Source organism: Flavobacterium sp. W22_SRS_FP1, from assembly GCF_052113685.1.
GTDB lineage: Bacteria > Bacteroidota > Bacteroidia > Flavobacteriales > Flavobacteriaceae > Flavobacterium.
In genome coordinates, this window is the sequence record NZ_JBGQOE010000008.1 from 78,283 (window position 1) to 105,119 (window position 26,837).

General features: G+C 35.1%; 28 protein-coding genes. 23 read left to right on the top strand and 5 right to left on the bottom strand.

The features are described 5' to 3' along the window. Nucleotides 1–153: 153 nt before the first annotated feature. The 3 genes from ACEN2H_RS06645 (at nt 154) to ACEN2H_RS06655 (ending at nt 4,107) form a co-directional block, all read left to right on the top strand. The gene (locus ACEN2H_RS06645; protein WP_441731540.1) at nt 154–1,116 is read left to right on the top strand and encodes a T9SS C-terminal target domain-containing protein; all 963 of its coding nucleotides are present in this window, start codon (nt 154–156) and stop codon (nt 1,114–1,116) included. Nucleotides 1,117–1,208: 92 nt separating this feature from the next. Further along, complete coding sequence (locus tag ACEN2H_RS06650; RefSeq protein ID WP_441731541.1) at nt 1,209–3,071, top strand: ABC-F family ATP-binding cassette domain-containing protein; 1,863 nt, start codon at nt 1,209–1,211, stop codon at nt 3,069–3,071. A 265-nt stretch (nt 3,072–3,336) separates the two neighbouring features. Beyond that, on the top strand, nt 3,337–4,107 hold the full coding sequence (locus ACEN2H_RS06655) for a prolyl oligopeptidase family serine peptidase (protein WP_441731542.1): 771 nt from the start codon (nt 3,337–3,339) through the stop codon (nt 4,105–4,107). Between the two features lie 983 nt (nt 4,108–5,090). Here the strand turns inward: ACEN2H_RS06655 and ACEN2H_RS06660 are convergent. Next, a complete protein-coding gene (locus tag ACEN2H_RS06660; RefSeq protein ID WP_441731589.1) occupies nt 5,091–6,641 on the bottom strand; it encodes an SDR family oxidoreductase in 1,551 nt (516 codons plus the stop codon). Nucleotides 6,642–6,810: 169 nt separating this feature from the next. On the opposite strand from ACEN2H_RS06660, the gene ACEN2H_RS06665 reads away from it, so the two are divergent. The 16 genes from ACEN2H_RS06665 to ACEN2H_RS06740 all read left to right on the top strand — a co-directional run bounded on the left by ACEN2H_RS06665 (nt 6,811) and on the right by ACEN2H_RS06740 (nt 20,134). Continuing rightward, complete coding sequence (locus ACEN2H_RS06665) at nt 6,811–7,590, top strand: O-methyltransferase (protein WP_441731543.1); 780 nt, start codon at nt 6,811–6,813, stop codon at nt 7,588–7,590. Nucleotides 7,591–7,773: 183 nt separating this feature from the next. Next, complete coding sequence (locus tag ACEN2H_RS06670; RefSeq protein ID WP_441731544.1) at nt 7,774–8,460, top strand: ABC transporter ATP-binding protein; 687 nt, start codon at nt 7,774–7,776, stop codon at nt 8,458–8,460. A gap of 129 nt (nt 8,461–8,589) precedes the next feature. Beyond that, nucleotides 8,590–9,447, top strand: a complete 858-nt coding sequence (locus tag ACEN2H_RS06675; RefSeq protein ID WP_441731545.1) for an ATP-grasp domain-containing protein — start codon at nt 8,590–8,592, stop codon at nt 9,445–9,447. 48 nt (nt 9,448–9,495) lie between these two features. Next, nucleotides 9,496–10,065, top strand: a complete 570-nt coding sequence (locus tag ACEN2H_RS06680; RefSeq protein ID WP_441731546.1) for a cob(I)yrinic acid a,c-diamide adenosyltransferase — start codon at nt 9,496–9,498, stop codon at nt 10,063–10,065. A 162-nt stretch (nt 10,066–10,227) separates the two neighbouring features. After that, nucleotides 10,228–10,449: a DUF2795 domain-containing protein gene (locus ACEN2H_RS06685; protein ID WP_007138072.1), complete on the top strand. Its 222-nt coding sequence runs from the start codon at nt 10,228–10,230 to the stop codon at nt 10,447–10,449. Between the two features lie 84 nt (nt 10,450–10,533). Continuing rightward, nucleotides 10,534–13,881, top strand: coding sequence for a preprotein translocase subunit SecA (gene secA, locus ACEN2H_RS06690; protein WP_441731547.1), 3,348 nt, complete (start codon nt 10,534–10,536; stop codon nt 13,879–13,881). A gap of 262 nt (nt 13,882–14,143) precedes the next feature. Beyond that, nucleotides 14,144–14,353: a hypothetical protein gene (locus ACEN2H_RS06695; RefSeq protein ID WP_441731548.1), complete on the top strand. Its 210-nt coding sequence runs from the start codon at nt 14,144–14,146 to the stop codon at nt 14,351–14,353. A 7-nt stretch (nt 14,354–14,360) separates the two neighbouring features. Further along, entirely contained in the window at nt 14,361–14,582 is a 222-nt protein-coding gene (locus ACEN2H_RS06700) for a site-specific integrase (RefSeq protein ID WP_441731549.1), read from the top strand. Between the two features lie 12 nt (nt 14,583–14,594). Then, nucleotides 14,595–14,858 (top strand): GIY-YIG nuclease family protein, encoded by a 264-nt coding sequence (locus ACEN2H_RS06705; protein WP_441731550.1) that lies wholly within the window; start codon nt 14,595–14,597, stop codon nt 14,856–14,858. 95 nt (nt 14,859–14,953) lie between these two features. Beyond that, nucleotides 14,954–15,478 carry a tyrosine-type recombinase/integrase gene (locus tag ACEN2H_RS06710; RefSeq protein ID WP_441731551.1) on the top strand — a complete coding sequence of 175 codons (525 nt, stop codon included), beginning with the start codon at nt 14,954–14,956 and terminating at the stop codon, nt 15,476–15,478. Nucleotides 15,479–15,600: 122 nt separating this feature from the next. Further along, entirely contained in the window at nt 15,601–16,449 is an 849-nt protein-coding gene (locus tag ACEN2H_RS06715) for a helix-turn-helix domain-containing protein (protein ID WP_441731552.1), read from the top strand. Between the two features lie 75 nt (nt 16,450–16,524). Then, nucleotides 16,525–16,707, top strand: a complete 183-nt coding sequence (locus ACEN2H_RS06720) for a YgaP family membrane protein (RefSeq protein ID WP_441731553.1) — start codon at nt 16,525–16,527, stop codon at nt 16,705–16,707. A 3-nt stretch (nt 16,708–16,710) separates the two neighbouring features. Continuing rightward, a complete protein-coding gene (locus ACEN2H_RS06725) occupies nt 16,711–17,511 on the top strand; it encodes an SDR family NAD(P)-dependent oxidoreductase (RefSeq protein ID WP_441731554.1) in 801 nt (266 codons plus the stop codon). A 163-nt stretch (nt 17,512–17,674) separates the two neighbouring features. Next, the gene (locus ACEN2H_RS06730; protein ID WP_441731555.1) at nt 17,675–18,787 is read left to right on the top strand and encodes a ligand-binding sensor domain-containing protein; all 1,113 of its coding nucleotides are present in this window, start codon (nt 17,675–17,677) and stop codon (nt 18,785–18,787) included. 326 nt (nt 18,788–19,113) lie between these two features. Further along, on the top strand, nt 19,114–19,515 hold the full coding sequence (locus ACEN2H_RS06735) for a hypothetical protein (protein ID WP_441731556.1): 402 nt from the start codon (nt 19,114–19,116) through the stop codon (nt 19,513–19,515). 67 nt (nt 19,516–19,582) lie between these two features. Continuing rightward, nucleotides 19,583–20,134 (top strand): peptide-methionine (S)-S-oxide reductase, encoded by a 552-nt coding sequence (locus ACEN2H_RS06740; RefSeq protein ID WP_441731557.1) that lies wholly within the window; start codon nt 19,583–19,585, stop codon nt 20,132–20,134. A 99-nt stretch (nt 20,135–20,233) separates the two neighbouring features. Here the strand turns inward: ACEN2H_RS06740 and ACEN2H_RS06745 are convergent, their stop codons facing one another. Next, complete coding sequence (locus ACEN2H_RS06745; protein ID WP_441731558.1) at nt 20,234–21,109, bottom strand: EamA family transporter; 876 nt, start codon at nt 21,107–21,109, stop codon at nt 20,234–20,236. A gap of 532 nt (nt 21,110–21,641) precedes the next feature. Between ACEN2H_RS06745 and ACEN2H_RS06750 the strand changes: the two genes are divergently transcribed. Next, nucleotides 21,642–21,770, top strand: coding sequence for a hypothetical protein (locus ACEN2H_RS06750; RefSeq protein WP_441731559.1), 129 nt, complete (start codon nt 21,642–21,644; stop codon nt 21,768–21,770). Nucleotides 21,771–22,006: 236 nt separating this feature from the next. Here the strand turns inward: ACEN2H_RS06750 and ACEN2H_RS06755 are convergent, their stop codons facing one another. From ACEN2H_RS06755 to ACEN2H_RS06765, 3 genes are all read right to left on the bottom strand, one after another. After that, entirely contained in the window at nt 22,007–22,537 is a 531-nt protein-coding gene (locus tag ACEN2H_RS06755) for a fasciclin domain-containing protein (RefSeq protein ID WP_441731560.1), read from the bottom strand. Between the two features lie 81 nt (nt 22,538–22,618). After that, nucleotides 22,619–22,810, bottom strand: coding sequence for a DUF4136 domain-containing protein (locus tag ACEN2H_RS06760; RefSeq protein WP_441731561.1), 192 nt, complete (start codon nt 22,808–22,810; stop codon nt 22,619–22,621). Nucleotides 22,811–22,832: 22 nt separating this feature from the next. Continuing rightward, nucleotides 22,833–23,213, bottom strand: a complete 381-nt coding sequence (locus ACEN2H_RS06765) for a hypothetical protein (RefSeq protein WP_441731562.1) — start codon at nt 23,211–23,213, stop codon at nt 22,833–22,835. A gap of 303 nt (nt 23,214–23,516) precedes the next feature. Here ACEN2H_RS06765 and ACEN2H_RS06770 point away from each other — a divergent pair, with 303 nt between their 5' ends. The 3 genes from ACEN2H_RS06770 to ACEN2H_RS06780 all read left to right on the top strand — a co-directional run bounded on the left by ACEN2H_RS06770 (nt 23,517) and on the right by ACEN2H_RS06780 (nt 26,793). Further along, nucleotides 23,517–23,936 carry a hypothetical protein gene (locus ACEN2H_RS06770; protein WP_441731563.1) on the top strand — a complete coding sequence of 140 codons (420 nt, stop codon included), beginning with the start codon at nt 23,517–23,519 and terminating at the stop codon, nt 23,934–23,936. A 241-nt stretch (nt 23,937–24,177) separates the two neighbouring features. Next, nucleotides 24,178–25,824 carry an amidase family protein gene (locus ACEN2H_RS06775; RefSeq protein ID WP_441731564.1) on the top strand — a complete coding sequence of 549 codons (1,647 nt, stop codon included), beginning with the start codon at nt 24,178–24,180 and terminating at the stop codon, nt 25,822–25,824. Nucleotides 25,825–26,277: 453 nt separating this feature from the next. After that, the gene (locus tag ACEN2H_RS06780) at nt 26,278–26,793 is read left to right on the top strand and encodes a hypothetical protein (RefSeq protein WP_441731565.1); all 516 of its coding nucleotides are present in this window, start codon (nt 26,278–26,280) and stop codon (nt 26,791–26,793) included. The last annotated feature ends 44 nt before the right edge of the window (nt 26,794–26,837 follow it).

The window sequence follows — 26,837 nt, forward strand, 5'->3', positions numbered from 1 at the left end:
GATAGAGACGATATCCTTTGTGAGGAACGAGCAAAGATAAAGGCGAGAGCGGGAACCATACTTGCAAATAAAGCCTTTTGCTTCGCTCCTGATTTAGAATTAATCGCTAGGAATCCATTACTTTTGGAAAAACAGTACCATCATTTTTATTTTATGTTCTCAAAAAAGATACTCTTATTCCTTATATTAATAGCATCAGTTCAAAGCTATTCCCAAATTTCGGGTTGCACGGATCCGCTTTCGAAGAATTACAATCCACTGGCTACCCAAAATGACGGAAGCTGTAACTTTGTACGAAAAAGAGTAAAACCTAACTTTTCAGCTCAATTGAGCCCAATCTTGAAAGAAACTTCAAGTTTGCTTCTTTGGGATTCTCTATTGTGGACGAGTAACGACGATAGTGACACTAGCCTTTATGGTATGGATACAACAGGCGTTATTCAAAAGAAGATTCTTCTCAAAAAAATAACCAATACCGACTGGGAAGACATGTCGCAGGACAGTCTCTATTTTTATATTGGCGATTTTGGGAATAATGTTTCCGGTAATAGAAAAGACCTCCATATTCTAAGAATCGAGAAAGAGTCACTTGGACTGGATGTCCAAAAAATAGATACCCTTTCTTTTTCGTATTCGGACCAAACCGACTTTAGAAAGTCAAAACCCAATACTACTAATTTTGACTGTGAAGCTTTAATTGTTTTGGATGACAGCATTTATTTATTTACAAAGCAGTGGAAACAAAAAAGAACGGCTGTTTACGCATTAGCTAAAACTCCCGGCAATCACGTCGCACAGTATCAAGAATCCTGCAATATTGAAGGCCTTATTACTGGAGCGACTTATGTGCCACACAAAAAAGTTATTGCCTTAACCGGCTACAGCAAGAGACTCTCACCGTTTATTTATCTTTTGTATGATTACAACAACAGCAATTTCTTTTCTGGCAACAAGAGAAAGATTAAAATTGCGCTACCGTTTCATCAGGTCGAGGGTATCACTACTCAAGATGGCCTACTCTTTTATCTTACTAATGAAAATTTTGTCAGAAAACCAATCATTAATAGTCCGCAACGGTTGCACATACTTGATTTAAGTAGCTTATTATCTCCTTAGCTTTCCTACTAATTCGGGTTAAAAAAGCCAGATACCGTTAAACAATTCGTAAATCGAGTTTAATAGTTTAGTTTTGCAAAAAATTTAGACTTGTGAATTACTTATCTGTAGAAAATATCTCCAAATCTTTTGGTGAAAGAACTCTTTTTGAAAACATTTCTTTTGGGATTAATAAAGACCAAAAAATCGCTTTTATTGCCAAAAATGGCTCTGGAAAAACGACTATTATGAGCATTATTAATGGCCTAGACGAACCTGATACAGGAAATGTCGTTTTAAGAAAAGGTATAAAAATGGCTTTTCTTTCGCAAAACAATAATTTGCAGGAAGAACTTACAATTGAAGAAAGCATTTTCGCCTCGGATAATGAGACATTGAAAGTGATTGAAGCCTATGAAAAAGCATTAGAAAATCCGGAAGACGAAGAAACTTACCAAAAAGCTTTTGACGGTATGGACCGTCACAACGCCTGGGATTTTGAGACTCAATACAGACAAATTTTATTCAAACTGAAACTGGAAGACTTCGACCTTAAGGTGAAAAATCTTTCTGGGGGACAGCAAAAACGTTTGTCGCTAGCCATCATTCTGATCAACCGTCCTGATTTATTAATCCTGGATGAGCCCACGAATCACTTGGATTTAGAGATGATAGAATGGTTAGAATCTTATTTTACCAAAGAAAATATTACCTTATTTATGGTGACGCACGACCGTTTCTTCCTAGAGCGTGTTTGTAACGAAATCATCGAACTAGACAATGGGAAATTATACCAATACAAAGGAAACTATTCCTATTATTTGGAGAAAAAAGAAGAACGCATTGCCTCTGAAAATTCGAGTGTTGATAAAGCACAAAATTTATTCGTAAAAGAATTGGAATGGATGCGACGTCAGCCGAAAGCGCGAACGACCAAATCGAAATCGCGTCAGGACGACTTTTATGATATCAAAGAAAAAGCACAAAGTCGCCGTAAGGAAAACAAGGTGGAACTGGAGATTAATATGGAACGTATGGGAAGTAAAATTATCGAGCTTCACAAAATATCCAAAAAATTCAAGGACCATGTAATAATGGACAATTTTAGTTTTGACTTTCAACGTGGCGAGCGCATTGGGATCATCGGGAAAAACGGAACCGGAAAATCGACTTTCCTGAATTTACTAACCGGTGTAATACCACTGGATTCTGGAAAAGTTTCAATGGGTGAAACCATAAAAGTGGGTTACTATACGCAAAGCGGAATAAACCCAAAACCGGGACAACGTGTTATCGATGTCATTAAAGAATACGGAGAATTCATTCCATTGATGAAAGGGAAATTGATTTCGGCTTCTCAATTGCTGGAACGTTTTCTTTTTGATTCAAAAAAACAATATGATTTTGTAGATAGATTAAGCGGTGGGGAATTGAAACGTTTGTACCTGTGTACGGTTTTGATCCAAAACCCCAACTTCCTTATTCTCGATGAGCCAACCAATGACTTGGATATCGTTACCTTGAACGTCTTAGAAAGCTTTCTTTTGGATTATCCTGGATGTCTATTGGTAGTTTCTCACGACAGGTATTTCATGGATAAAATTGTAGATCACTTGTTCATTTTTAGAGGCGATGGTGTGGTTGAAGATTTCCCAGGAAACTATTCTGATTTCAGAGCCTACGAAGACAGTACGGATGTGGCCCAAAAAGAAGAAAACAAAGCCGATAAGAAAGACTGGAAACAAAATAACCCAACGGGGAATTTGACTTTCAACGAACAAAAAGAATATCAGAAAATTGAGAAAGAAATCAAAGATTTAGAAGTTCAAAAAATAAAAATCGAACAATTGTTTTCGGAAGGAAAAGTCGAAGAAAGCAAGGTTTTAAACAAAGCAAAAGAATTAGAAAATATTATTTCTAAAATGGAAGAGAAAGAAGAACGTTGGTTTGAGCTTTCTGCCAAGATAGAAGGATAAATTACTGCTTTCGGTGAAGCTCGCGAAGAAAACAGAGAAAGCCTTAGTGTCTAAAGGCGCTTTTGTATTTCTTCGAACAGTCTCCGAGAATCTTCGTTTAACAAAATATATAATGAACCCCAACAGGTTTAGCGGTAGCGCTAAAAATGTTGGGGTTTCTATTTTACTAAGAAATACAAAAAACAAATAAAAAATATAATTAGTCTCTCAAAGACATCTTTTATAAATTAGCAGGATTCTAAAACTCATTTTTAAAGCCGTAAACATGAAAATATTAAAATCTACAAAGCCCATCTTGCTGTTATTCCTCATTTGCTGTGGAAGCATTTCAAACACCTATTCACAATCATCACTTTTTAGTTTTGAAAAATATACTAATGCAACTGGAGACACTTTAAAATATAGACAGCTTGTGCCAGATTATGCCATTAGCGGCAAATATCCTCTGGTTATTTTTTTGCATGGTTCAGGAGAACGAGGAAACGATAATGAGGCGCAACTAAAGTGGGGAGTACTCAATTTTGCAACAGATGAGAATATGAAACTTCACCCTGCGATTGTTATTGCGCCACAATGTCCTCAGAAGAACCAATGGTATAACTTTTCAGATAAAGATAATTCACTACTACCGCAAGCTTCAAAACCTATGGGACTAGTGATTGAGCTAATTAAAGAAACAATGGAAAAATATCCCGTTGACCTCAATCGCATATACATCACAGGACTATCCATGGGCGGGTATGGAACTTTTGATGCAATATCCCGATTCCCCGATTTATTTGCAGCAGCAGTGCCAGTTTGCGGAGCAGGCGACCTGACGAAAGCACCATTAATAGCGCATATCCCGATGTGGATTTTTCATGGAGCGCTTGATGGAGCAGTAGATCCAATACATTCGCAAGACATGCTAAAAGCCCTATCTAAAGAAGGAGCGCATCCGGGATTTACCCAATATCCTGAAGTAGGACATTTCTCCTGGATTGCTGCATACAGTGACCCTATGATGATGGCTTGGTTATTCAGACAACAAAAGTAAGCTCAATAATCAAAACTACTTGTTTTGTGTTGTACTCTTACCCGACTCTACATTTGGGTTTGAGACGAATTGTTTAGCAGCAAGATTAGCTTAGGTTTATTTTCCAAACTATAAGCAGTCTGCACCATTTAATATAAAGCGCTACTGCCCGAAGGTAACCGAAGGAATTGATAAAATAAGTGATTGTTTTTCAAACCTATAGAACTCCTAGCCATTCGGGTCTTTCAAAATAACCAAAAATGTAAAAACCACAACAAAATCTAATTCTGTTGTGGTTTTTATAATTTATTTCAGCTCTAACAGCACAGTCAAATATAAGAGCTTCCAGCTTTTGTTTTTAGATTGAAATGACAATCGAAATATTAGACGGTACTCTAAAAAATCCGTCAGCTAAACAGCTCTTAATAATTTGATAAAACAACAATACAAACAAACAGTTCTAACTTAATTTACTTACATTTGCGCTGTTGTTTTATTAAAAAATAATTTTTAAACTTACAAAAATGTTAAAAAAATTTACAATTACAGACAAGTTGTTGTTCATATCCGCTTTCCTCTCACTAATATTCTCAGAAATTTTGTTTTTTGAAGGAAGTGAAAATCAAGCTATTTTTATCGGCCTTTGGGTTCCTTCCATCTTAGCTTTCGGAATTTATTTAAAACTTGTACAAAAACAATAAATATGTCTGACTTAATACCATACTTTGCAGCACTTATAACCGTTTTGTTTGGACTAGGATTTGCAATAGCACTCCAAGGATCTAACAAAAAAAAATAACAATGATTATTGTTTAGTGTATGTATAGTAGCTATCTCTTAATTAGTTAAGCTAAAGCCAAATTTTGATCTTGCGAAAAGTTTAAAATTAGTACTGATACTAGAACTGAATTCAAGAAATTGGTGGTTTAGATATAAAAACAAATAAAAACCACAACAGAATATGATTCTGTTGTGGTTTTTATGTTTATAAAATTTTACGGTTTTTACCAAGGAATCGGATTGTAATCTTTCAGGAATTTTCCACACCAGTGTTTTCCCGTATTGATGCCGTCAAGCAAAGGATCCATAACTCGTGCAGCACCGTCAACGATATCTAACGGCGGCTGAAAATCGTGCTGTTCTTGTTTCTTTTGGGCCAATTCAGCCGGGTCTTCGTCAGTTACCCAACCCGTATCTACCGCATTCATGAAAATCCCAGCTTTCGCCAAATCTCCTGCAGCGGTATGCGTGAGCATGTTCAAAGCGGCTTTGGCCATATTAGTATGCGGATGGCGCGCTTCTTTAAAAAAGCGATGAAATTTTCCTTCCATTGCTGAAACATTAATGATGTGTTTTTTCCCAGTATTATCTTTTTTCATCACTTCAGAAAGTCTATTGCACAATACAAAAGGCGCAACAGAATTCACCAACTGCACTTCAATCATTTCTGTGGTTTCTATTTGGCCCAGCTTCAAACGCCAGCTGTTAGTTTTTCGCAAATCCACTTGCTGCAAGTCGGCATCAAGTTCCCCTTCTGGAAAAACTTCTGTCGCCACCAATGCATTGTCAAATGAATACGGAATCTGAGATAATTTGGCGGAAGCCCGCAAACCAATTCCAGGTTCTGGACCGTGCCAAGTGACCGGCATATTTTGATTAGAAGAAGCTCCAGCAGTCAATACTTTTAGTTCATCTAAACAATTCATATGATCTAGCAATAATCCTTGTGCTTGCTTGGGTAAAGAGCTAATTGCTCGCTCTTCATTTTCCATCATGTGGGTGTAAAATCCGGCCGGCCGTCTTACAGTTTGTGCGGCATTATTGATCAAAATATCTAATCTCTCATATTTTTGCTCGATAAAATTGCAAAAAATCTCTACACTTGGAATGTGTCGTAAATCTAGTCCGTGAATTTTCAAGTTGTGTCCCCAATCCATGAAATCGGGCTCTTGCCCAAAACGCAGCGCCGAGTCCACCGGAAAACGGGTAGTCGCAATAACTGTAGCTCCTCCGCGTAACAACATCAAACTAATGTGATATCCTATCTTTAATCGCGAACCCGTTATAACGGCCACTTGCCCTTTTACATTGGCAGTTTGAAAACGTTTTGCATAATTAAAATCACCACAATCAGTACACATGGTATCATAAAAGTGGTGCATTTTTGTAAATTCTGTTTTACATACGTAGCAGTTTCTGGGAGTCTCAAGTTCCTGCTGTTCTTTTAGAGCCAAGTCTGTTAAAGCCAAAAGTTTTGGCGCCATAAAAATACTAGCTTCACGTGCATGACGAATTCCAGTTTCCTTGCGGGCCGTTCTGTCTCGCTTTTCCATTTTGCGTTTTGCAGCTACTTTTCCATCTTTCTTTCTGCGGGAAAGCTCATCCCGATCCGGCCTTGAAAATTGACCTGCAGCCTTGATCAAGGCTGTTCTTTGTTCTTTGGGTATATCAAATATTTGATCTGTATCTGTATTCAACTGTGCCAGAATGGCGATGCATCTTTCTATTTCGATTGCACTGATTGCATTCATCGTCTCCGTTTCTTCCTTGATCATCATAAAAATCTGTATTGTTCTTGATTGAAATAACAAGGCTGCAAATATATACTTAATAGTCCTAAAGTTTCAAAGCTGAAAGTCCTAAACTGATGCCTATAGCTTTAAAGCTTTTCACCATCGATTTTTTGTATCTTCGCGTCTCGTTTTTGAAGCTTTATTTACTGTTATGCTATTCCAAATAAAATCTTACCTAAAATTCCTTTGGCACTCTAAAAATGAACATGCCGTCCATTCCCCATTTGTGTTTAGTTTGATTACCAAATGTTTTTATGACCGCAAGCCAAAAACAGCGTATTCCGTTTTAGAGGATTACAGAAATTCGCTTTTGCAAAATAAAAAAAGTATTAGCGTTAGCGATTTTGGAGCAGGATCGAAAGTTTTTAAATCCAATAGTAGAGAAATAGCTAAGATTGCCAAAACCGCAGGAATTTCTGCTAAAAGAGCTGAATTGTTATTCAGAATCACCCATTATTTTCAGCCGGAATCTATATTAGAAATTGGAACTTCATTAGGACTGGCTACCTCTGCCCTATCCTTAGGAAATCCAACAGCAAAAATCATCACACTGGAAGGTTGCCCAGAAACGACAAGAATTGCTCACACCCAATTTAGACAATTTGGATTGTCCAATGTGAATGCAGTGGCAACAGAATTTAAAAACTATCTTATAAATAATCAATTGTCAATTGTCAATTATCAATTGATTTACTTTGACGGCAATCATTCTAAAAAAGCAACACTAGACTATTTCGAATTACTGCTTCCGACGATTACCAATGAGACTGTCTGGATTTTTGATGACATCCATTGGTCCTCTAATATGGAAGAGGCATGGGAAATGATAAAAAAACTTCCTAGGGTTACCGTCACAATTGATACTTTTCAATGGGGATTAGTGTTCTTCAGGAACGAACAGAATAAGCAAGATTTTATAATTCGAGTATAAAAAAGGAACTTACTATCAAAAATAATCAGCGCAGTGATAAAGTTGAGCTTCAACTGAAAATCACCAGACCAATATCTCAAATATTATTGTAACAAAAATGTATTTCAGGCAACATATATTTAATTCAAAAGTCTTTTGTACTTTTAAAATCCAGAAACTATAATTCATCAATTGCAAATACCTATGTCAAACCCATTAATTAAAATTACCAATATCAAAAGAGATTTTGTACTTGGAAACGAAATCGTTTATGTTCTCAAAGGAATAGACTTAGAAATAAATAAAGGTGAATATGTAGCCCTTATGGGACCTTCTGGCTCAGGAAAATCGACATTGATGAATCTTTTGGGTTGCTTAGACACTCCCACCTCTGGGAATTACATCCTTAATAGTAAAGATGTAAGTAAGATGAAGGACGATGAATTAGCGGAAATACGTAACAAAGAGATAGGGTTTGTTTTCCAAACTTTTAATTTATTACCCAGAACCACAGCACTAGACAATGTAGCTTTGCCCATGATATATGCTGGCTATTCGAAATCCGAAAGAAGTGCTCGCGCTTCTGAAGTCCTTACACAGGTAAATCTTGCGGATAGGATGGATCACCAGCCCAACCAACTCTCGGGAGGACAGCGTCAGCGTGTAGCCATTGCCAGAGCACTAGTTAACAAGCCTTCTATCATCCTAGCAGATGAACCTACAGGGAATTTAGACAGTAAAACCTCTGAAGAAATCATGAAACTTTTTAATGATATTCATGCCCAAGGCAATACCGTCATTTTAGTGACTCATGAGGAGGAGGTTGCCGCATATGCTCATAGAATAATCCGTTTACGCGATGGTATGGTAGAAAGCGATATTACCAAATAACATTTTTTAGGAATAATTTCCGGCTGTTCGCTTGTACCTTACTCTTTTTTAAATAAAAAAAAGGAAGATACCGCCTACACTAATTCGCAGTGCAAACCCAAATCACAGTACTATTTAAAATACCAAAAAATGAAAATCGCCATACTAACCTGCGAAAAGCTTCCCGATTTAACACAAAATGACCAACTGCTAATTCCAGCACTGGCAAAGGTTAATATTGCGGCCACTGCCGTGATTTGGAACGACAAAACAGTGAACTGGAGCGATTTTGATTATTTAATTTTTCGCAATACTTGGGACTACTTTGAGAAAGAAGCCGAATTTAACCTTTGGCTTAAACTGATCGAGCAATTGGGAATTAAGACATTGAATTCCATAGACATCATCAAAAAAAACAAGCACAAGTTTTATTTGCGTGAGATTGAAAAACAAGGCATAAAAATTCTTCCTACTGTTTTTCTAGATAAAACGGATAAGCTTGACCTCGATAAAGTAATGCCTGCACATTGGAAAAAAGCAGTCATAAAACCAGCCTTTTCTGCGGGTTCCTATCAAACCGAAGTCTTTGAATCAAAAGAGGCACAAAGAATCAATACCGCCTACAAAAAAATAGCCTCCGAAAAAGAATTGCTATTACAAGAGTTCATGCCTGAAATTCAAACTTTGGGAGAGACGTCCATTATCTTTTTTAATAAAAAATTCTCGCATGCCGTCAACAAAAAACCAATTGCAGGGGATTTCAGAATTCAAGTACAGTTTGGTGGTCAATATACTTTGGTACACCCCAAAGCTGAGTTGATTGAAAAGGCACAAGAAATTGTCAACAGCTTTGCTGGAGAACTTTTATATGCTAGAGTAGACGGAATCGTGATAGATAATCAATTGCACCTAATGGAAGTGGAATGCATTGAGCCTGATTTGTATTTTAATCTAAGCAAAGGTTCCTTGGAACGATTTGTTAACGCTATAGTAGATTTAATAAAGTAGCTTTGTGAAAACTTTGATAAAATCCACGCATAAAAAAATAAAACTAAAATGAAAGTATATACTAAAACTGGAGATACAGGTACCACTTCGTTATTTGGCGGAACACGTGTCCCGAAAGACCATATTAGAATTGAAAGTTACGGTACCGTAGACGAATTAAACTCCTATATAGGGCTTGTCCGCGACCAAGAAATGAACATCCACTATAAAGAAATACTTGTCGAAATACAAGATCGCTTATTCACAATTGGAGCCATTCTTGCTACGCCTCCAGAAAAAGAAATCAAAAAAAATGGAGAACTTCGTTTAAAAAAACTGGGGATTCTAGAGAGCGATATTGAATTATTAGAGAATGAAATTGATGCCATGGAGGCCGAACTCCCTCCAATGACCCACTTTGTGCTACCTGGCGGACATACTACAGTGTCATATTGTCATCTTTCGCGTTGTGTTTGCCGTCGTGCTGAACGATTAGCGGTGCATTTAAGCCACAATGAACCCGTAGCTGAAAACGCGATTAAGTATTTGAACCGACTTTCTGACTATCTTTTTGTATTGGCACGAAAGTTGTCTCACGATCTGAAAGCAGAGGAAGTTAAATGGATTCCGAGGAAATAGCAAACGGGAATTAGTAACAGTTTTTTGATAAAAAACGTGTAACTTTAATGCTAAAAAATAACACAATAAAACACGTTCTTAACTTTTTTTAAAAATAAACGAATTTTTACTTGTCTTTTTCAGTAAAAAAATTATTTTTGCACAAAACTAAATCAACAAAAGATGTATTGGACTTTAGAATTAGCATCCTATCTTAGTGATGCCCCGTGGCCTGCTAACAAGGACGAACTTATTGATTACGCTATACGTGCAGGAGCTCCTTTAGAAGTAGTTGAAAACCTACAGTCTATTGAAGACGAAGGCGAGATATATGAATCAATGGAAGAAATTTGGCCAGATTATCCAACCGACGAAGATTATCTTTGGAATGAGGATGAGTATTAAAAAATAAGCAAAGAAAAAGTCTCAAAAGAGGCTTTTTTTTTGGTTAAATTTACACTTTACAATAATCAGAAATACAAACATATTATGAGTTTCATAAATAGCATTCTTAAAGCCTTTGTCGGGGACAAGTCCGATAAAGATGTCAAGGCTTTACAGCCTTACTTAAACAAAATTAAAACTTTTGAAAGTAATTTAATTGCACTATCCCATGACGAATTAAGAGCTCGTACTTTTTTCTTCAAAGATCAACTGCAAGTTGCGCGTGCAGGTCTTGACGCTAAAATTGCAACTCTTAAAAAAGATGTTGAAGCAATTGAAGACATTGACCAGCGAGAAGATATTTATGTAGCTATTGATGCTTTAGAAAAAGAAGCTTACGATTTGTCTGAGAAAACATTACTTGAAATCCTTCCCGAAGCTTTTGCTGTGGTCAAAGAAACAGCGAGACGTTTTAAGGACAACTCAGAAATTAGAGTAACCGCAACCGAAAAAGACAGAGAGTTTTCTGGAACTAAACCCTATGTTTCTCTTGATGGAGATCAGTCTGTTTGGCAAAATAAATGGAATGCCGCTGGTAAAGAAATTACCTGGGACATGATTCACTATGATGTACAACTAATTGGTGGAATGGTGCTGCATGAAGGAAAAATTGCAGAGATGCAAACCGGTGAAGGAAAAACATTAGTAGCAACCTTACCACTTTACTTAAATGCTTTGACAGGAAACGGTGTGCATTTAGTTACTGTAAATGATTATTTGGCTAGACGTGATAGTACTTGGAAAGCGCCTTTATTTGAATTCCACGGTATGACTGTTGATTGTATTGATAATCATCAACCAAGTTCTGAAGGACGTAAAGCAGCTTACAATGCAGATATCACTTATGGAACGAATAATGAATTTGGTTTTGATTATTTAAGAGATAACATGACCCATTCTCCAGATGATTTAGTTCAAAGAAAACACAATTATGCAATTGTCGATGAGGTCGATTCTGTATTAATTGATGATGCTAGAACACCTTTGATTATTTCTGGTCCAGTACCACAAGGAGATCGTCACGAGTTTAATGAGTTGAAACCAAAAATTGAAAACTTAGTTGCTCTTCAACGTCAGATAGCAAATGGATTTTTGTCCGAGGCAAAAAAATTAATCAAAGAAGGAAAAACTAAAGAAGGTGGCTTCTTGCTTTTAAGAGCATATAGAAGTGCTCCAAAAAACAAAGCCTTGATCAAGTTTTTGAGTGAAGAAGGAATCAGACAACTGCTTCAAAAAACGGAAAATCAATACATGCAAGACAACAATCGTGAGATGCATAAAATTGATGAAGCTTTGTATTTTGTTATTGAAGAAAAAAACAATCAGGTTGAATTGACTGACAATGGAATCCGATTCCTTTCAGGAGATACTGACTCTGACTTTTTCGTTCTTCCAGATATCGGTACTGAAATTGCTGCTATCGAAAAGAAAAAATTAGAAAAAGACGCTGAAGCGGAGGAAAAAGAAAAATTATTCCAAGATTTTGGAATAAAAAGCGAACGTATCCATACATTGACCCAACTTTTGAAAGCGTATAGCCTTTTCGAAAAAGACACTGAATACGTAATCATGGACAATAAAATCATGATTGTCGATGAACAAACGGGACGTATCATGGATGGTCGTCGTTATTCTGATGGATTACACCAAGCTATCGAAGCTAAAGAAAATGTAAAAATTGAGGCAGCAACCCAAACATTTGCCACGGTAACTTTACAGAATTATTTCAGAATGTACAACAAACTAGCTGGTATGACAGGAACTGCGGTTACTGAAGCCGGTGAGTTATGGCAAATATACAAGTTGGATGTAGTAGAAATTCCTACTAACAGAGCAATGGCAAGAGAAGACAAAGAGGATTTCATTTATAAAACGACTCGTGAGAAATTCAATGCCGTAATTGAAGATGTAACTGCATTATCAAAGGCGGGAAGACCAGTTCTTATTGGAACAACTTCAGTTGATATTTCGGAATTATTGAGTCGAATGTTAAAAATGAGAGGTGTTGCGCACAATGTATTGAATGCAAAAATGCACAAACAAGAAGCTCAGATTGTTGAAGATGCAGGAAAATCTGGAGTAGTTACCATTGCTACAAATATGGCTGGTCGTGGAACAGATATTAAGTTATCTGCCGAAGTAAAAGCGGCTGGAGGACTTGCTATTGTAGGTACAGAACGTCACGATTCACGTCGTGTAGACAGACAGTTAAGAGGTCGTGCAGGTCGTCAAGGTGACCCTGGAAGTTCTCAATTCTATGTTTCTCTTGAAGACAACCTCATGCGTTTATTTGGTTCCGAAAGAGTGGCCAAAGTAATGGACAGAATGGGATTAGAAGAAGGAGAAGTAATCCAACATTCGATGATGACTAAATCTATCGAACGGGCACAGAAAAAAGTAGAAGAAAACAACTACGGTGTGCGTAAACGTTTGCTAGAATATGATGATGTAATGAATGCACAACGTGAAGTGGTGTACAAACGTCGTCGTCATGCTTTGTTTGGAGAACGTTTGAAACTGGACATTGCTAACATGTTATATGACACTTGTGAACTTATAGTACAAGACACAAAAGCAAACAATGATTTCAAAAACTTTGAAATTGACCTTATTCGTTATTTTTCTATCACTTCTCCTGTTTCAGAAAGCGACTTCTTGAAAACGACCGAAATAGAATTGACTGGAAAAGTATACAAAGAAGCTTTAAAATATTACACGGAGAAAACGGAACGTAGTGCTAGAGAGGCTTTTCCTATCATCAAGAATATATACGAGGATAAAAAAAACCAGTTCGAACGCATCGTAGTTCCGTTTACTGATGGGGTGAAATCTTTAAGCGTAGTCACTGATTTGAAAAAAGCCTACGAAACTGAGGGTAAACAATTAGTAGCTGATTTCGAGAAAAACATCACATTATCAATTGTGGATGAAGCTTGGAAAAAGCATTTACGCAAAATGGATGAATTGAAACAATCAGTTCAACTCGCAGTTCACGAACAAAAAGATCCTTTGCTAATTTATAAATTTGAAGCTTTCAATTTATTTAACAGTATGCTGAATGGTGTAAATAAAGAGGTGATTTCATTCTTATTCAAAGGAGATTTACCACAACAAAGTGCTCCAGAGATTGAAGAAGCAAAAGAGGTAGTGCGTAAGAAAGAAGATTATAAAACTTCGAAAGACGAAATAGGATCTAGCGAAGCAGATAATCGCGAAGCAGGACAAACGCAACAACGACAAGTTACTGAAACTATCGTAAGAGAGATGCCAAAGATTAATCGCAATGATACCGTTAGGATTCAAAACGTAGCTAACGGACAAACTCAAGAAATGAAATTCAAAAAAGCGGAGAGCTTAGTAGCCTCAGGCTCATGGGTTATCGTTAAAGAATAGTAACTCTATTTCTCCATAAATTAAATTCCTCAATTGCGACAGTAGTTGGGGAATTTTTTTATCCTGAATTTATTTCAGGATCTTTTTCAAGAGCTATTCCTGCTATATGTTACAAACAAAGTTCCATGAATCCTTTAAAATTAAAATATAGTGCAGTAATCCTTCCTGTAATCACAAGAACATCTCCATTTATAATTCGGTTTTTAAAATCAGTATTCCTATTCGCTTTTTCTTATCTTTAAACTAAGAAAACCATCACAATATGAACTGGACAGCAAGACCTATTGTACACAAAGCCGAAAAACGCATTGCAGTCTATTTTGAAAAAAATGCTGACTTAATTGCGCGCATCAAACAAATAAATGGAGCCAGATGGAGCCAGCAAAAAGTGCTTTGGCATATTCCTGATACGCTAGAAAACCGAGAACGTTTCAATATACCCCCCCCTTGCCCACTCTTTCCCCTCAGCTGAAGGAGAGGTGCAAATAGAGAAATTTAAGCAATGGATGCGCTCTAAACGCTATAGCGCAAGCACGATTACCACCTACAGCGACGCTTTGAAATCATTCCTCGTTTTCTACAGAGAAAAACCAGTTGCCGAAATCACTAATGAAGACGTGATTATTTACAACAACGACCATATATTAAAAAACAATCTGTCAGCTTCTTATCAAAACCAAATCGTTCACCCCGTTGGATAAAAAATCGAACCTATGTATTACTACGTTTATGTTTTGTTAAGTGAAAAAGATAATCAATTTTATACTGGTTACACCTCCGATTTAAAAAAGAGGTTAAATGAACATCTATCTGCTAAAGTTCAATCTACTAAAGATAGATTGCCTATAAAATTAATATATTTTGAAGGTTGCATAAATCAACAAGATGCTACTAGGAGAGAGAAATATTTAAAATCCGGAAATGGAAAAATATATCTTAGAAACAGAATGCGTCATTTTTTTTATCCTACGGGGTAAACGCCATAAAGCTATTCTTCTTAACGGTTAGGGAAACCAAGATAGAAATCGATAAAATTCACCGTCCCAAACGAGCCAAGCTTTTACCAAATGTTTTGAGCAAAGAAGAAATAAAGTTGATCTTGGATGCACACAGCAACATCAAACATAAAATGATGCTTTCGTTGATTTATTCCTGTGGGTTGCGTTGTGGCGAATTGCTGGCACTTGAGCCGGTTCATATCGATTCAAAAAGAAACATAGTATTACTCAAAAACTCCAAAGGAAAAAAAGATCGGATTGTACCCTTGAGTCCAAAGATATTAGAAATGCTGCGTGATTATTATAAAGTATACAAACCCACGGTTTATTTATTTGAAGGTCGAACAACCGGGCTGCAATATGATGCTCGAAGTTTACAGCTAATAATAAAACAAGCATTACAAAAAACAGGAATCACAAAGCCTGTCACCTTGCATTGGTTGCGGCATAGTTATGCAACTCATCTACTAGAAAGCGGCACTGATTTGCGCTATATTCAGGAATTATTGGGACATAACAGCAGTAAAACTACTGAAATATACACTCACGTTAGTACGAAAAGCCTGCAACAAATAAAAAGCCCCTTTGATGATTTGTAAGAAATAAAGTAATATATTTGAGAGGACAAAACGAAACAAAACTTCGTATATACACCCAAAAAAGGGTAGATTGGCGAAGTTTTATTTCGCCTATATACTAGTTGGACACAATTTAAGATTAATTGGAACACAGTAAAAAAATATTAACCTATAAGGGCAAAGTTGTTTTTGAAAAACTCAGCCTTCCCTATTTTAATGGTTTAGTGCCAAAAGAATATTTTAAAAATGAAGCCTGTTTCATTTTTGTAAATGAAGGAGATATTACTATCAAAGCGCAAACTGAAAATTTACATTTAAAAAAAGGAAGTGGATTGTTGGCGAAATGTATGAACTACTTTGTGGAATCGAACAACAAACCGCCTTCAAAAGGAGAAGGCATTGAGGTAATTGGATTGTTAATGTATCCTGAATTAGTAAAAGACTTATCTGATTTTACTATCCTTAAATCAAATCATACCGTAAACTTCAACCTTAAAGAAATTGAAGTCAATCAACTTTTGGAACATTTTAAATGCAGCATTGATATTTTAATTGAAAACCCTGAATTGGCAGATGAAACACTAATACAGAATAAGCTGAAAGAGTTCATTATTCTTATGACCAAAACAGTAAACGCGCCCTCTGAGTTGGATTTTCTTTCGGCTATGTTTAAACCAAATTTCGCCTTATTTGAAGAGGTTATTCAATTCAACCTATATTCAAACATGGCTCTTGAAGAATTGGCAACACTTTGTCATATGAGTTTGTCTTCATTCAAAAGAAAGTTCAAAGAGATTTATTCTGAAAGTCCAATAAAGTACCTATCGAAAATCAAAATTGATAAGGCAAAAGAATTACTTCAAAATAGTGATTTTCGAGTATCTGATATTGCCTATGATATAGGTTTCGACTCTTTGACAACGTTCAATAGAAGCTTCAAATCTTTAACAGGCAAATCACCATCAGCATATCGATTGAGCCGAATCGGTTAGTTTTTGAACTAATCTGCAAAACAAGCTTTTCTAATCTTACCGTTCTTTGTACTCATAAACCTAAAAATAGGAGCAATGAACAAAAATGTAGGTAAAACAGACAAAATTGTACGAGTGATATTAGCGCTATGCATTATTGCTTTGGGGTACGTAAATCAACCATGGTGGGGACTAATCGGTGTAGGAATTTTAATTCCAGCAATTGTAGCTTCCGATCCATTGTATACACTTTTTAAAATTAACACGAATAAAAACTGAATTATGGATATTAATTTCAAGAAAAAATACGGAAACTGGGCTTTAGTAACTGGCGCTACTTCGGGGATTGGAGCAGAATTAACAAGTCAAATCGCTGCCAAAGGGCTTAATATTATTTTGGTAGCGCGAAAAGAAAAAGAACTAAAAGGACACGCTGATGCTTTAAGCACAAGATATGGTATTGAAACCAAGTATATTTCTGCAGATTTAGCTACTACAGAAGGTGTTGAATTAGTGAAAACGGTAGGAGAAGATATTGGACTTTTAGTAATTGCAGCAGGTGTTGAAGTAAATGGCGCTTTTGAAAAAACATCCATTGAAAAAGAATTGAAGCTAATCCAGATAAATGTAGTTTCGACCTTACAATTAGCACATTATTTTAGTAAAGGGATGGTTGAACGAAAAAAAGGTGGCATATTAATGGTGGCAAGTTTATCTGGGCATATGCCTAATCCTTATTTTTCAAATTATGCGGGTTCTAAAGCCTACGTATTACATTTTGGAGCATCGCTTTATGGCGAGTTAAAACCAAAAGGTGTTGATGTAAGCGTGTTGTCTCCGGGATTAACAAAAACACCTATGGTAGCAAATAACGGAGTAGATTGGAGTAAAACTCCGATGACAGCAATGGAGCCATCCGTTGTGGCAGAGGTTGGCTTAAATGGACTTGGCAAACGGTTTCTTTCAATCCCAGGATTGAAAAACAAAGTAATGGCGGCAATGGCAAAACATAGTCCATTTGAAATGCAAGCAAAAATGAATGAAAAAATGATGAAAAAAGCACTTGTTCATAGCAAAATTTAGCTGGTAAAACTGTGTCCAACATTGTATAAAAGCAATACCGGTTTGGGTGAATACTCGAACCGTTTTGCATTTAATTAAGTATCTTGCTATCCGAAAAGTAAGTGCATTTAAATCCGCTACTGCTCTTATAATAAACGTTAGCAACAATTATAAAACCAACAATATGACAAACATTGGTTATAAGACAATATTCAAAGCTAGAAATTTACTTTTGGTAGTTCTGTCACTTCAAATCTCGGCCTGTATAGGACAGGTTAAAGAAAAATCTGTTTCTGATACAATAGAAAATCAAGTAAGCACCCAACCAATCATTTTAAAACAAAACACTACATTTCCGCAAATTCACACCAACTTAAGTGGAATGGTAAGAGAGTTTGTAAGAACAATGCATCAAGACAAAAATGGAAACTATTGGTTTGGAACAAATGGAGACGGGATTATTCGCTATGCTGGTCAAACACTTGAAAAAATGACAATTGCAGATGTCAGTCCTCATTTTAGGGTTTTAGAGATTGTAGAAGATAAAGCAGGTAATATTTGGTTTGGAACATCTGTAGGACTCATAAAATATGATGGTGTAAAATTTAGAACATTTTCAACAAAAGAAGGATTACCAGATGATGATGAGGAAATTTGGGGTTTAACAATTGACAAAAACGGACTTATTTGGATTGGGGCGACAGCTGGAGTTAGTCATTTTGACGGAGAGAAGTTTATACCTTTTTCGTTGCCAGTTTCAAGAGTCGAAAATGCAGAACCGATGCTATCTGATAAATTGGTTTTTAAAATTATCGAAGACAAGAACGGAAATATGTGGTTTGCTACTGATGGGAATGGAATTTTTAAATATAAAAACGGAGAATTTATTCATTTAACAGCTAAAAATGAACTTACCGATAATAACGTTGCAGATATTATAGAAGACAAACAAGGAAATATTTGGATTGGAACTTTTAATGGCGGTGTGAGCAAATTTGATGGTAAAGCTTACACCAACTTCACAAAAGATGGAATTATTGCAGGTGTAGAAACTTATAATTTTTATGAAGACAGCCAAGAGAATATTTGGTTTACTGCAGAAGGCAATGGTGTTTACCGATATGCTAGCAATAATTTCAAACAATTCACCACCGAAGATGGCTTGACCTCTAATGTTACACAAAGTATATTCGAAGACAACAAAGGACAAATTTGGTTTGGAAGTTGGCAAGGATTAAGCATATATGATGGAAATAAAATTATGAATGCCATAGACAAAGAACCTTGGACGAAGTAAAAATAATTGTTGCTAACAGCCGTTTTGCAAAAGCGGAGGTTTCGTGCTTCTATGAAAGTGAAGTGCTAAATTCAAGCTTTGTACATCTAGTTAAATTTACTGCTAAAATTCGCCGCCTTCGCAAAGTGGCGGGAACGTTAAAGGCAAGTTTAAGAAACGACACAAAGGAATGAAATAGCCAAGAGAAACATTTAATTGGTATATTTCCCGTTTTAATAGTTAGACGGAACTGATCGAAAACTTAACTTTACAAATGTAGACTAGCGACCATAATAAAACGGTGCGATACTGAAAAGCCAGATGAGTAAGAAAAAAATAAAAATATTATGAAAACAAACGTATTCTGGTTTTATTTATTGGCATCAATTTTAGGTATTATTTCTATAGTGCTTCCAACATTTTTTATACCCGATTTAAAACAGTACGATTCTCCATTGTTTCCTCTGATTAGAACCGGAATTGAAGGAATTTCATTCTGGAGTTTTGGCCTGTTACTTTTAAGCGGTTTTGGTGTGAAATTATTAAGTAATTTATCAGGTTGGAAAATCGGTTTAACAACAATGGCGCTTTTTCCAATGCTAGCAATATTTGAAATGTTTGTTGATTCATCATCTCACAATATGTTTCCATTTGAATTCATTTTTTATGCTGTATATGCTGTTCCTGCAATAATTGGAGCTTACATTGCACAAGGAATTAAAAAGGTTTTTACGGAAAAAATTGAATAGTTTGAAAACAAAAAAATAAAAAACTGATTTTCAGAATATTAAAAAAAAAACGGTACTCAGAATTAAAATGACAAAAAAAGAAACATTAATCGAACAAATAGTATCATCGGAAACCATATACCTTGCAGGAGGCTGCCTTTGGGGCGTACAAGAGTTCTTAAAACACCTACCTGGCGTACTTGAGACCCAAGCAGGCAGAGCTAATGGCTTTACGAACTCCACTAAAACAGCCTATGATGGTTATGCAGAATGTGTCAAAACAAGCTTTGACCCTAAAGTTGTTTCACTTGAAGATTTAATTCACTACTTTTTAGAAATCATTGACCCTTATAGCATCAACCAACAAGGAAACGATATAGGAGAAAAATATCGCACCGGTATCTACAGCACTGATCAAAATCAGCTGTTAAAGGCAAAAAAATATATTAAGAAAATAGAACAGACACTAAACCATAAAAACAAAACAATAAAAAAAATAGCTATTGAAGTGCTTCCTTTAACAAATTTTATCCCAAGTGATGCTGAACATCAGGATAGATTAACCCTGCACCCAAATGACTACTCTTATTGTCACATTCCTTTAGGCTTACTACATAAGTATAAAAAAAGTAACAACTAACATTTAGCTAGCTGACTATAATTTCGTCAAGACTGTAATTTAAACTAAGAATAGAAGAGCCAATCTTAAGCAGGCTTTCCATTCTTAACTAACAAGAACTTAGCTATTCTTATATGTATTTCTTTTATTTACGTATTCATTAATCGCAAGAGAAGCGAAAATAAGAATACCACCAATTAAAATCTTCTTAATATCTGCCTCTTTATTCCATATAACAAGGTTGACAATTAATCCTACTGGAATTAACGCATTATTCATAATCGCTAATGAGCCTGCATTTACCTTAATAACACCTTGGTTCCAAAAAAAATAACCTGCACCTGAAGCAACAGCACCCAGGTATATTAATATTGCCCATTGAACTGATGTAGTTGGCATCTTTTCTGTTAAGCCAAAAATGAAAAATGCAATTAATGCTACTAAAAATGCACCAATAAAAAACAATCCAAAAATAGTATGCTTAGGTGTACTTTCTAATTCAGGTGTAGATTTTAATAAATACTTGTAAGCAACTTGACCAACAGCAAAGCAAAGATTAGCACCTTGCGTGATCAAAAAACCTAAAAACACATTTTCACTAATGCTTGAGTATTGAATATAAGCAGCTCCTAAAACAGCTATTAAAGCAGTAAGTAGATGTCCTTTATGAAATCGCTTACTTAAAATGTCATTTAATAAAGTAATGTAAATTGGTGTCAATACACTAAAAAGTAACACTTCAGGCACAGTAAGAAATCTAAACGACTGAAAGTAAAAACAATACATCAAACCTAATTGAACCGCACCAACTGTGATAAGTCTGAAAATTGTTTCTGCTTTAATTCCCTTCAGCCTTAAAAAAGGCAAAAATATTATTGTAGCGATACCTATACGCATCAATACTGAAAACCATGCATCAACATACCCAGAAAGATATACACCAATTAAGCTAAACGAAAAAGCCCAGATAATAGTAACGCCAAATAAATACCTCATAAATTAATCATGCATCACTTAAAACAAAAATTCTTTACTTAAAAACGAATATATAAAATTATCTAAATAAAGACAATGAATTTTAATTAATACTACAGCTACAATTAACAAAGCGCTCAAACAAGACTCACTTTTGAATGTAATGATATAACAAATAAAATAAAGTTTTTTTGGAGGTACTAATAAGTCACATTTTGTTGAAACACCTAATTGTCGTAATAAACTATTTTACTAAAAATATAACACCTAATTGCATAGGCAAAAACTACTTCGAACAAAAGAGATAATTAATATAGGTTTTGGTATTTTATCCAAAAATTAGTGCGCTTTTATAATGTCCGCCGAATCTTTTAATTTGGCTTTAGAACAAAAAATATAAAACAAAATAGAAAGTTTTGGCTAAGTGCTTCATCGAAAATTCAGTAAAGTTAATTTGCTTGCTAACCATCGCCTAGGCGTTAGCAACCAAGCCTAAAATACGAATAGGACAAGTGATAAATTTGGACATTATTACTGGAGAAGCTTCTTTTTCATGTTTGTCATATTTTTCGGATCGTTCTTGGCATACCAATTAACCTCTGGTTTAAAAACAGGACATTGGGGAACTGCTGGAATATTATTTCTATCAACAGCAGTTGTAATCTTTCTTGGGATGAAGTAGATTACTTACAAATTGCAAGCTTAAAAGATCCATCAATTTATATTCTAAAACTAAAAGGGATTAAAAGGCGAGTCGTGATTTTAAAATTTGTTGAAAGAACATTTAAAAACAATCGTTTTGTGTCAAATATTGAACTTATCATAGACATAGTAAAAGGGCTTTCCTTCAACATATTTCTATTGAAATTTGAAGGAAAGCCCCTTTGAGGTTTATGGCATCAAAAACTTGAATTGCTCTTAATAACGGGAAGGTTCTATAAAGCCATCTATTATAAAAATCACTCCGTTTTTAGATTTGATATCTGCTTGAATGACTTTTGCTCCTCCAAAAGACAAATAATAAGAATCCTTATAAATTTCAATCTCAGTGTTATTTCCAGTAATGATGACATCAGCTTGCTTAAACTCATAACTACTATATTTATTTGATAAAAAATGGTCATTCATGAATTTAATCAGTTCTGTCTTGTTCTTTGGATTAGTCAATTCTGCAAAGCGTTTTATGGACATTTTGGAAAAAGTTTCATTGGTAGGAACTAACAGTGTATGGGGTTCTGTGGTAAGCGCCAAGGAGAGTTTGAGCCCAGAAAGCGTAAGCAAATTTGCAAAGGTCGAGAGATCTTTGTCCATATTTATTAACTCGATTGTTTTATACTCGCTGGTGTTTTCTACTCCGTTAAGAATAGTGCCATCCATCTGGGCAAAAGCGCTTGAACTGAACATAAATGTTGTAACTATAGTAATAATTTTGAAGAAATTAGTTTTCATAATATTTATTTTAGTATTAATTGTTTGTTTTCGTATTTCTATTTAAAGGATCTATTATTTCCAAAGAAGAAGTCTATTAGATTAACGATTCTTCGGGTATTTAGCGAACATATCGTCGACAAATTTTGCAATAGCTTTAGATTCATTTTCGCTTTTATAAATACTGTTGGAGGCCGTGCCTTTCCAAACAATATTTTTTGTCTCGCTATCCACTAAGCTCAACCTCAAAGTGCCTACCTTATAAGTATTAACATCTGTATTATAACCAATCAATTGATTATAGGCAGAATAGCCATTATAATAATAATTCTGATAATATGGGGCTCACACCGTATCTGCGTGCATAATGATTGGGGAAAGTTGCATAGACAGGTTCTTTTGTTACGTTCGTGTCCAAATCTGTTGAAGTGCTCAATAGTACTAATAAATCTGGATTGGTTCGATCTAGCGTGTATCCTAATTGCTGCCTGTTGGTATTGACACTTTCAATGACAGTCGTTCCGATGTTATTGTTGCCGTATCCCTTATCCAGATCCTCAAAATTGCTGTTTGGTAAATATGCAAACGTTTTGTAAATGCTCAAATCTTTAGTGGTAGTTTTAGTAGTATTTACTACAGGTCCACAAGCAGTTAGGCTCAGGGTGATAACTAAAAAAAATAAGTTCCTTAAATTCATAATAATGTTTTTATGTTATTAATTAATTCAACGATATCATCAATCTGCTTCAATAAGTTACGTAATAGTTAAGCATAGTTACACAATTCGCATATCGTGGTAATCATTGGATAGTTTAACCCGTATTGATGGTCAAGTTATGTTTTTATGCCTGGTCGAAAACAAATTTGAAAAATTAATCTGGTACTGTTTGCCTCTATTTCGAATGTTGAAGACCTACCACATACCATGGTTGTTTTCACCAACCAATCAAAATTAAGAAAGTAAGCTCTTCATCAAAGAAAATTCAAATGATCGCTAGGAGTGGTAGAAGAAAAATCTAACGTAATTGATAAAATTAATAATACAATCTTCGAAAATAGAAATGATGACAATTCAACTCTTTTTAAAAAAATAAGTAAGGTTTCAAAAGAAATAGTGTATAAAAAGAAAAATTATAAAAGATTTACTTATGCGAATTTTCCATCACAAAAAGCAATAATAAAAAAGGGTTTTGAAGCAATCTATAAAAATTCTCCAATCGCAATATTATACATTATTGGAACTGAAGATAAATATGTCGAATCAGAAAAAGAAACTGAACTGCTTGAAAGTTTTAACAATTCAAACACAGTAATTAAAAAAATAGAAGGTTTAAATATTGGAAATGAGAATGTTGAAAATATGTATGAAATAGATAATAAAGTAGTAACCGAAATAATCAACTGGACACAAAAACAATAACATCTGCTAACGTCGGTTTTACTGGATTTGAGTATTAGCTTTAATTTAAAGTTGGTTTTGTACTTAAAATAAAAGTAATAATGTGCAAGAAAAATCTTAACTTCGTGTCTTAAAAAAAGTAAAACAAAAGGGCATCTTGTATATTGGTAACAGCAGCAATCCTAAATACCCTTTTTAAATTTAAACGGTAAAATTCAACTCAAATAATAATTGTAATACAACACTATAAAAAACATTCCTCATGAAAAAAACAATCCTAATTTTATTGCTTATTATAGTTGCTTGTGCACGGAAACCTCAAACGACAATAGCACCTTGGGTTCCCTACGACGAATCCAAAGAATTAGCAGAAACTGCTAATAATCAATCAGTAAAATTGCGCTTCAAACTTATTCAATCAAGAGTATTGGATAAAAACACCATATGGAAAAATGTTGCTGATCAAATTAGAAGTTTTACAGAAGAAGATTACCAAAAGTTAAAGCCTTTGATTCTAGAACAAAACATTCCTACGATCCAATCACATATTGAAGATGGAAGCCTTAGTTATGAAACACTCACACAATGGTATTTGTACCGAATTGTAAAATATGAAAATAACAAAAACGAATACCTAAACAACATCATATCTATTAATCCGGATGCTGTAAATGAGGCCCGCAAAAGAGATAAGAACAAATCAAGTAATGATCACCCTATCTATGGAATCCCAATTCTATTAAAAGACAACATTAACTTTGAAGGATTAGCCACCACGGCTGGGACTGAACTTTTAAGAAATAAGGAAGCAACAGATGCATTTATAGTAAAACGGATCAAAGAAAAAGGCGGCATCATATTAGGCAAGGCTAATCTAAGTGAATGGGCAAATTTTCTTTGTTTAGAATGCCCTAATGGTTATAGTGCAGTGGGCGGTCAAACACTAAACCCGTACGGACGCAAAAAATTCGACACCGGAGGCTCAAGCTCTGGTAGCGGTTCATCTATAGCTGCGAACTATGCAGCAGCAGCAGTGGGGACAGAAACCTCGGGATCTATACTTTCTCCTTCAAGTTCAAATTCTATTGTAGGGCTTAAGCCAACAACTGGTTTACTTAGCCGCAGCGGTATCGTCCCACTATCTAGCACATTAGATACTCCAGGCCCTATGACAAAAAATGTTATCGACAGCGCCATATTAGTTTCAGCAATGACTGGAGAAGACAGCGCCGATATAGTTACTAAAAACAGTCCTAAAAACAATAAAAAATATTGGGAAAATCTACAAAATGGAAGTCTAAAAGGTCTGCGTTTTGGTGTAAACAAAGGTTTTTTAGAGGATTCAATTTATAAGCTAAATGTAGAAAAAATAGTAGCATTAGGAGGTATTGCGATTGAATTTGAGCCTAGACAAATGGATTTCGAAGGATTTGGCACTTTACTTGACGCTGACATGAGAATTGATCTTCCAAATTATTTAAAACAATATGCATCCAAAGAACTGACTTTACGAACCGTATCTGATATCGTAGCTTATAACAAGCAAGATAGTTTAGATAAGATCCCTTACGGTCAAGGTCGTTTTGAAAAAATTCTTGACACCAATCTTAGCGCGAAAGAGTTAGCTGAATTGAGAGTAAAGTTACATGATGCAGGCGTTAGCCTTTTTGAAAAGACTATGACAGAGCACCAACTAGATGTCATCTTATCTATCAATAATTGGAACGCAGGCGAAGCTGCAGCTGCTAACTATCCGTGCCTAACTGTCCCGATGGGTTATACTAAAACCGGAGCACCGATTGGCATAACATTTATTAGTCGACCTTATGAAGAAGATAAACTACTGAAAATAGGATATGCCTTTGAAAAGGCCACAAAAGCCAGAAAGTTACCTAAACAATATAAGTAAAACAGCATCTAATAAAGATACAACCTGAGCGACGAAATAAGTATATGCTAATTTTAATATTTGTAAACAAAGGTCGGTACACTGCGAACTCTTAATGAATTGCCGCTAGATTTAATAGGAACGAAATACCAAATTACTAAAAAGACCGAATCAACTATCCTCGAAAAGAAAACTTGATTTTAGTTTCTAGCTTATGGTTTTGGGGAATAGTGAAGTTAATCTTGAGTACAATCATTTTTTTTTAATCATAAGCTCGGACGAGACAAGGACTCAACTTTATTATAATCATTGGGAAATAAAAACATAATTTAAGCCACTTTCCGGAGTGAAAAGGTCTCTTATATGGAAAAAGTTGTTTTATTTTGTATTTTTGTTTGGCCAAAAAGACTCGATCTGCAACCTATCAGAGCTGAAGTTCCGCTTGTACTAACTTGATATCTAAACATAAAAATCATGATGGAAAAATATTTGCGCCAATTAATTTCAATTGTATTTGAAGATAAAAAAGAAGTCTTTACCGGTTTTCTAATTGACTGGACTGAAGATTGGATATTGCTAAAAAACAATCCCTATGATTTTATAATTGATGGTTACAGCATTTTGAAAAATACAAATGTTAAGTCCATTATTCAAGATGAAGATTATGAATTTACAGAAAGAATAATTAAGCTCAAAGGCCTAAAAACAAGTTCTGAAGAAATAATTCCGCTTAAAGATTTGCCTTCCATTATAAATTTTCTGGCAATAAAGCACGAGATCTTCCAAATTGCAAAAAAATCAGACAAAGCAGTTTATCTTGGTAAACTTATCGAAGTAAATGAAGATGAATTGACTATTGATTTTTTAGGAACAGAAGGGAGATTTGACGGGGAAATGAGTTTTAATCTCAATAAAATAAGAGTCATAGAATTTGATACTGATTACATCAACTCTTTGAAATTAATTATCCCTGAAGCAAATAAAAAATAAGTGACTGATAATTAGCAAATTTAATCATACTTGTGTAAAAGAAA

Coding starts and splice junctions, on each gene's coding strand:
- ACEN2H_RS06645 (WP_441731540.1), top strand. CDS start 154: ATGTTCTCAAAAAAGATACTCTTATTCCTTATATTAATAGCATCAGTT.
- ACEN2H_RS06655 (WP_441731542.1), top strand. CDS start 3,337: ATGAAAATATTAAAATCTACAAAGCCCATCTTGCTGTTATTCCTCATT.
- ACEN2H_RS06660 (WP_441731589.1), bottom strand. CDS start 6,641: ATGATCAAGGAAGAAACGGAGACGATGAATGCAATCAGTGCAATCGAA.
- ACEN2H_RS06665 (WP_441731543.1), top strand. CDS start 6,811: ATGCTATTCCAAATAAAATCTTACCTAAAATTCCTTTGGCACTCTAAA.
- ACEN2H_RS06670 (WP_441731544.1), top strand. CDS start 7,774: ATGTCAAACCCATTAATTAAAATTACCAATATCAAAAGAGATTTTGTA.
- ACEN2H_RS06675 (WP_441731545.1), top strand. CDS start 8,590: ATGAAAATCGCCATACTAACCTGCGAAAAGCTTCCCGATTTAACACAA.
- ACEN2H_RS06680 (WP_441731546.1), top strand. CDS start 9,496: ATGAAAGTATATACTAAAACTGGAGATACAGGTACCACTTCGTTATTT.
- ACEN2H_RS06685 (WP_007138072.1), top strand. CDS start 10,228: ATGTATTGGACTTTAGAATTAGCATCCTATCTTAGTGATGCCCCGTGG.
- secA (WP_441731547.1), top strand. CDS start 10,534: ATGAGTTTCATAAATAGCATTCTTAAAGCCTTTGTCGGGGACAAGTCC.
- ACEN2H_RS06695 (WP_441731548.1), top strand. CDS start 14,144: ATGAACTGGACAGCAAGACCTATTGTACACAAAGCCGAAAAACGCATT.
- ACEN2H_RS06705 (WP_441731550.1), top strand. CDS start 14,595: ATGTATTACTACGTTTATGTTTTGTTAAGTGAAAAAGATAATCAATTT.
- ACEN2H_RS06720 (WP_441731553.1), top strand. CDS start 16,525: ATGAACAAAAATGTAGGTAAAACAGACAAAATTGTACGAGTGATATTA.
- ACEN2H_RS06725 (WP_441731554.1), top strand. CDS start 16,711: ATGGATATTAATTTCAAGAAAAAATACGGAAACTGGGCTTTAGTAACT.
- ACEN2H_RS06730 (WP_441731555.1), top strand. CDS start 17,675: ATGACAAACATTGGTTATAAGACAATATTCAAAGCTAGAAATTTACTT.
- ACEN2H_RS06735 (WP_441731556.1), top strand. CDS start 19,114: ATGAAAACAAACGTATTCTGGTTTTATTTATTGGCATCAATTTTAGGT.
- ACEN2H_RS06740 (WP_441731557.1), top strand. CDS start 19,583: ATGACAAAAAAAGAAACATTAATCGAACAAATAGTATCATCGGAAACC.
- ACEN2H_RS06745 (WP_441731558.1), bottom strand. CDS start 21,109: ATGAGGTATTTATTTGGCGTTACTATTATCTGGGCTTTTTCGTTTAGC.
- ACEN2H_RS06750 (WP_441731559.1), top strand. CDS start 21,642: ATGTTTGTCATATTTTTCGGATCGTTCTTGGCATACCAATTAACCTCT.
- ACEN2H_RS06755 (WP_441731560.1), bottom strand. CDS start 22,537: ATGAAAACTAATTTCTTCAAAATTATTACTATAGTTACAACATTTATG.
- ACEN2H_RS06765 (WP_441731562.1), bottom strand. CDS start 23,213: ATGAATTTAAGGAACTTATTTTTTTTAGTTATCACCCTGAGCCTAACT.
- ACEN2H_RS06775 (WP_441731564.1), top strand. CDS start 24,178: ATGAAAAAAACAATCCTAATTTTATTGCTTATTATAGTTGCTTGTGCA.
- ACEN2H_RS06780 (WP_441731565.1), top strand. CDS start 26,278: ATGATGGAAAAATATTTGCGCCAATTAATTTCAATTGTATTTGAAGAT.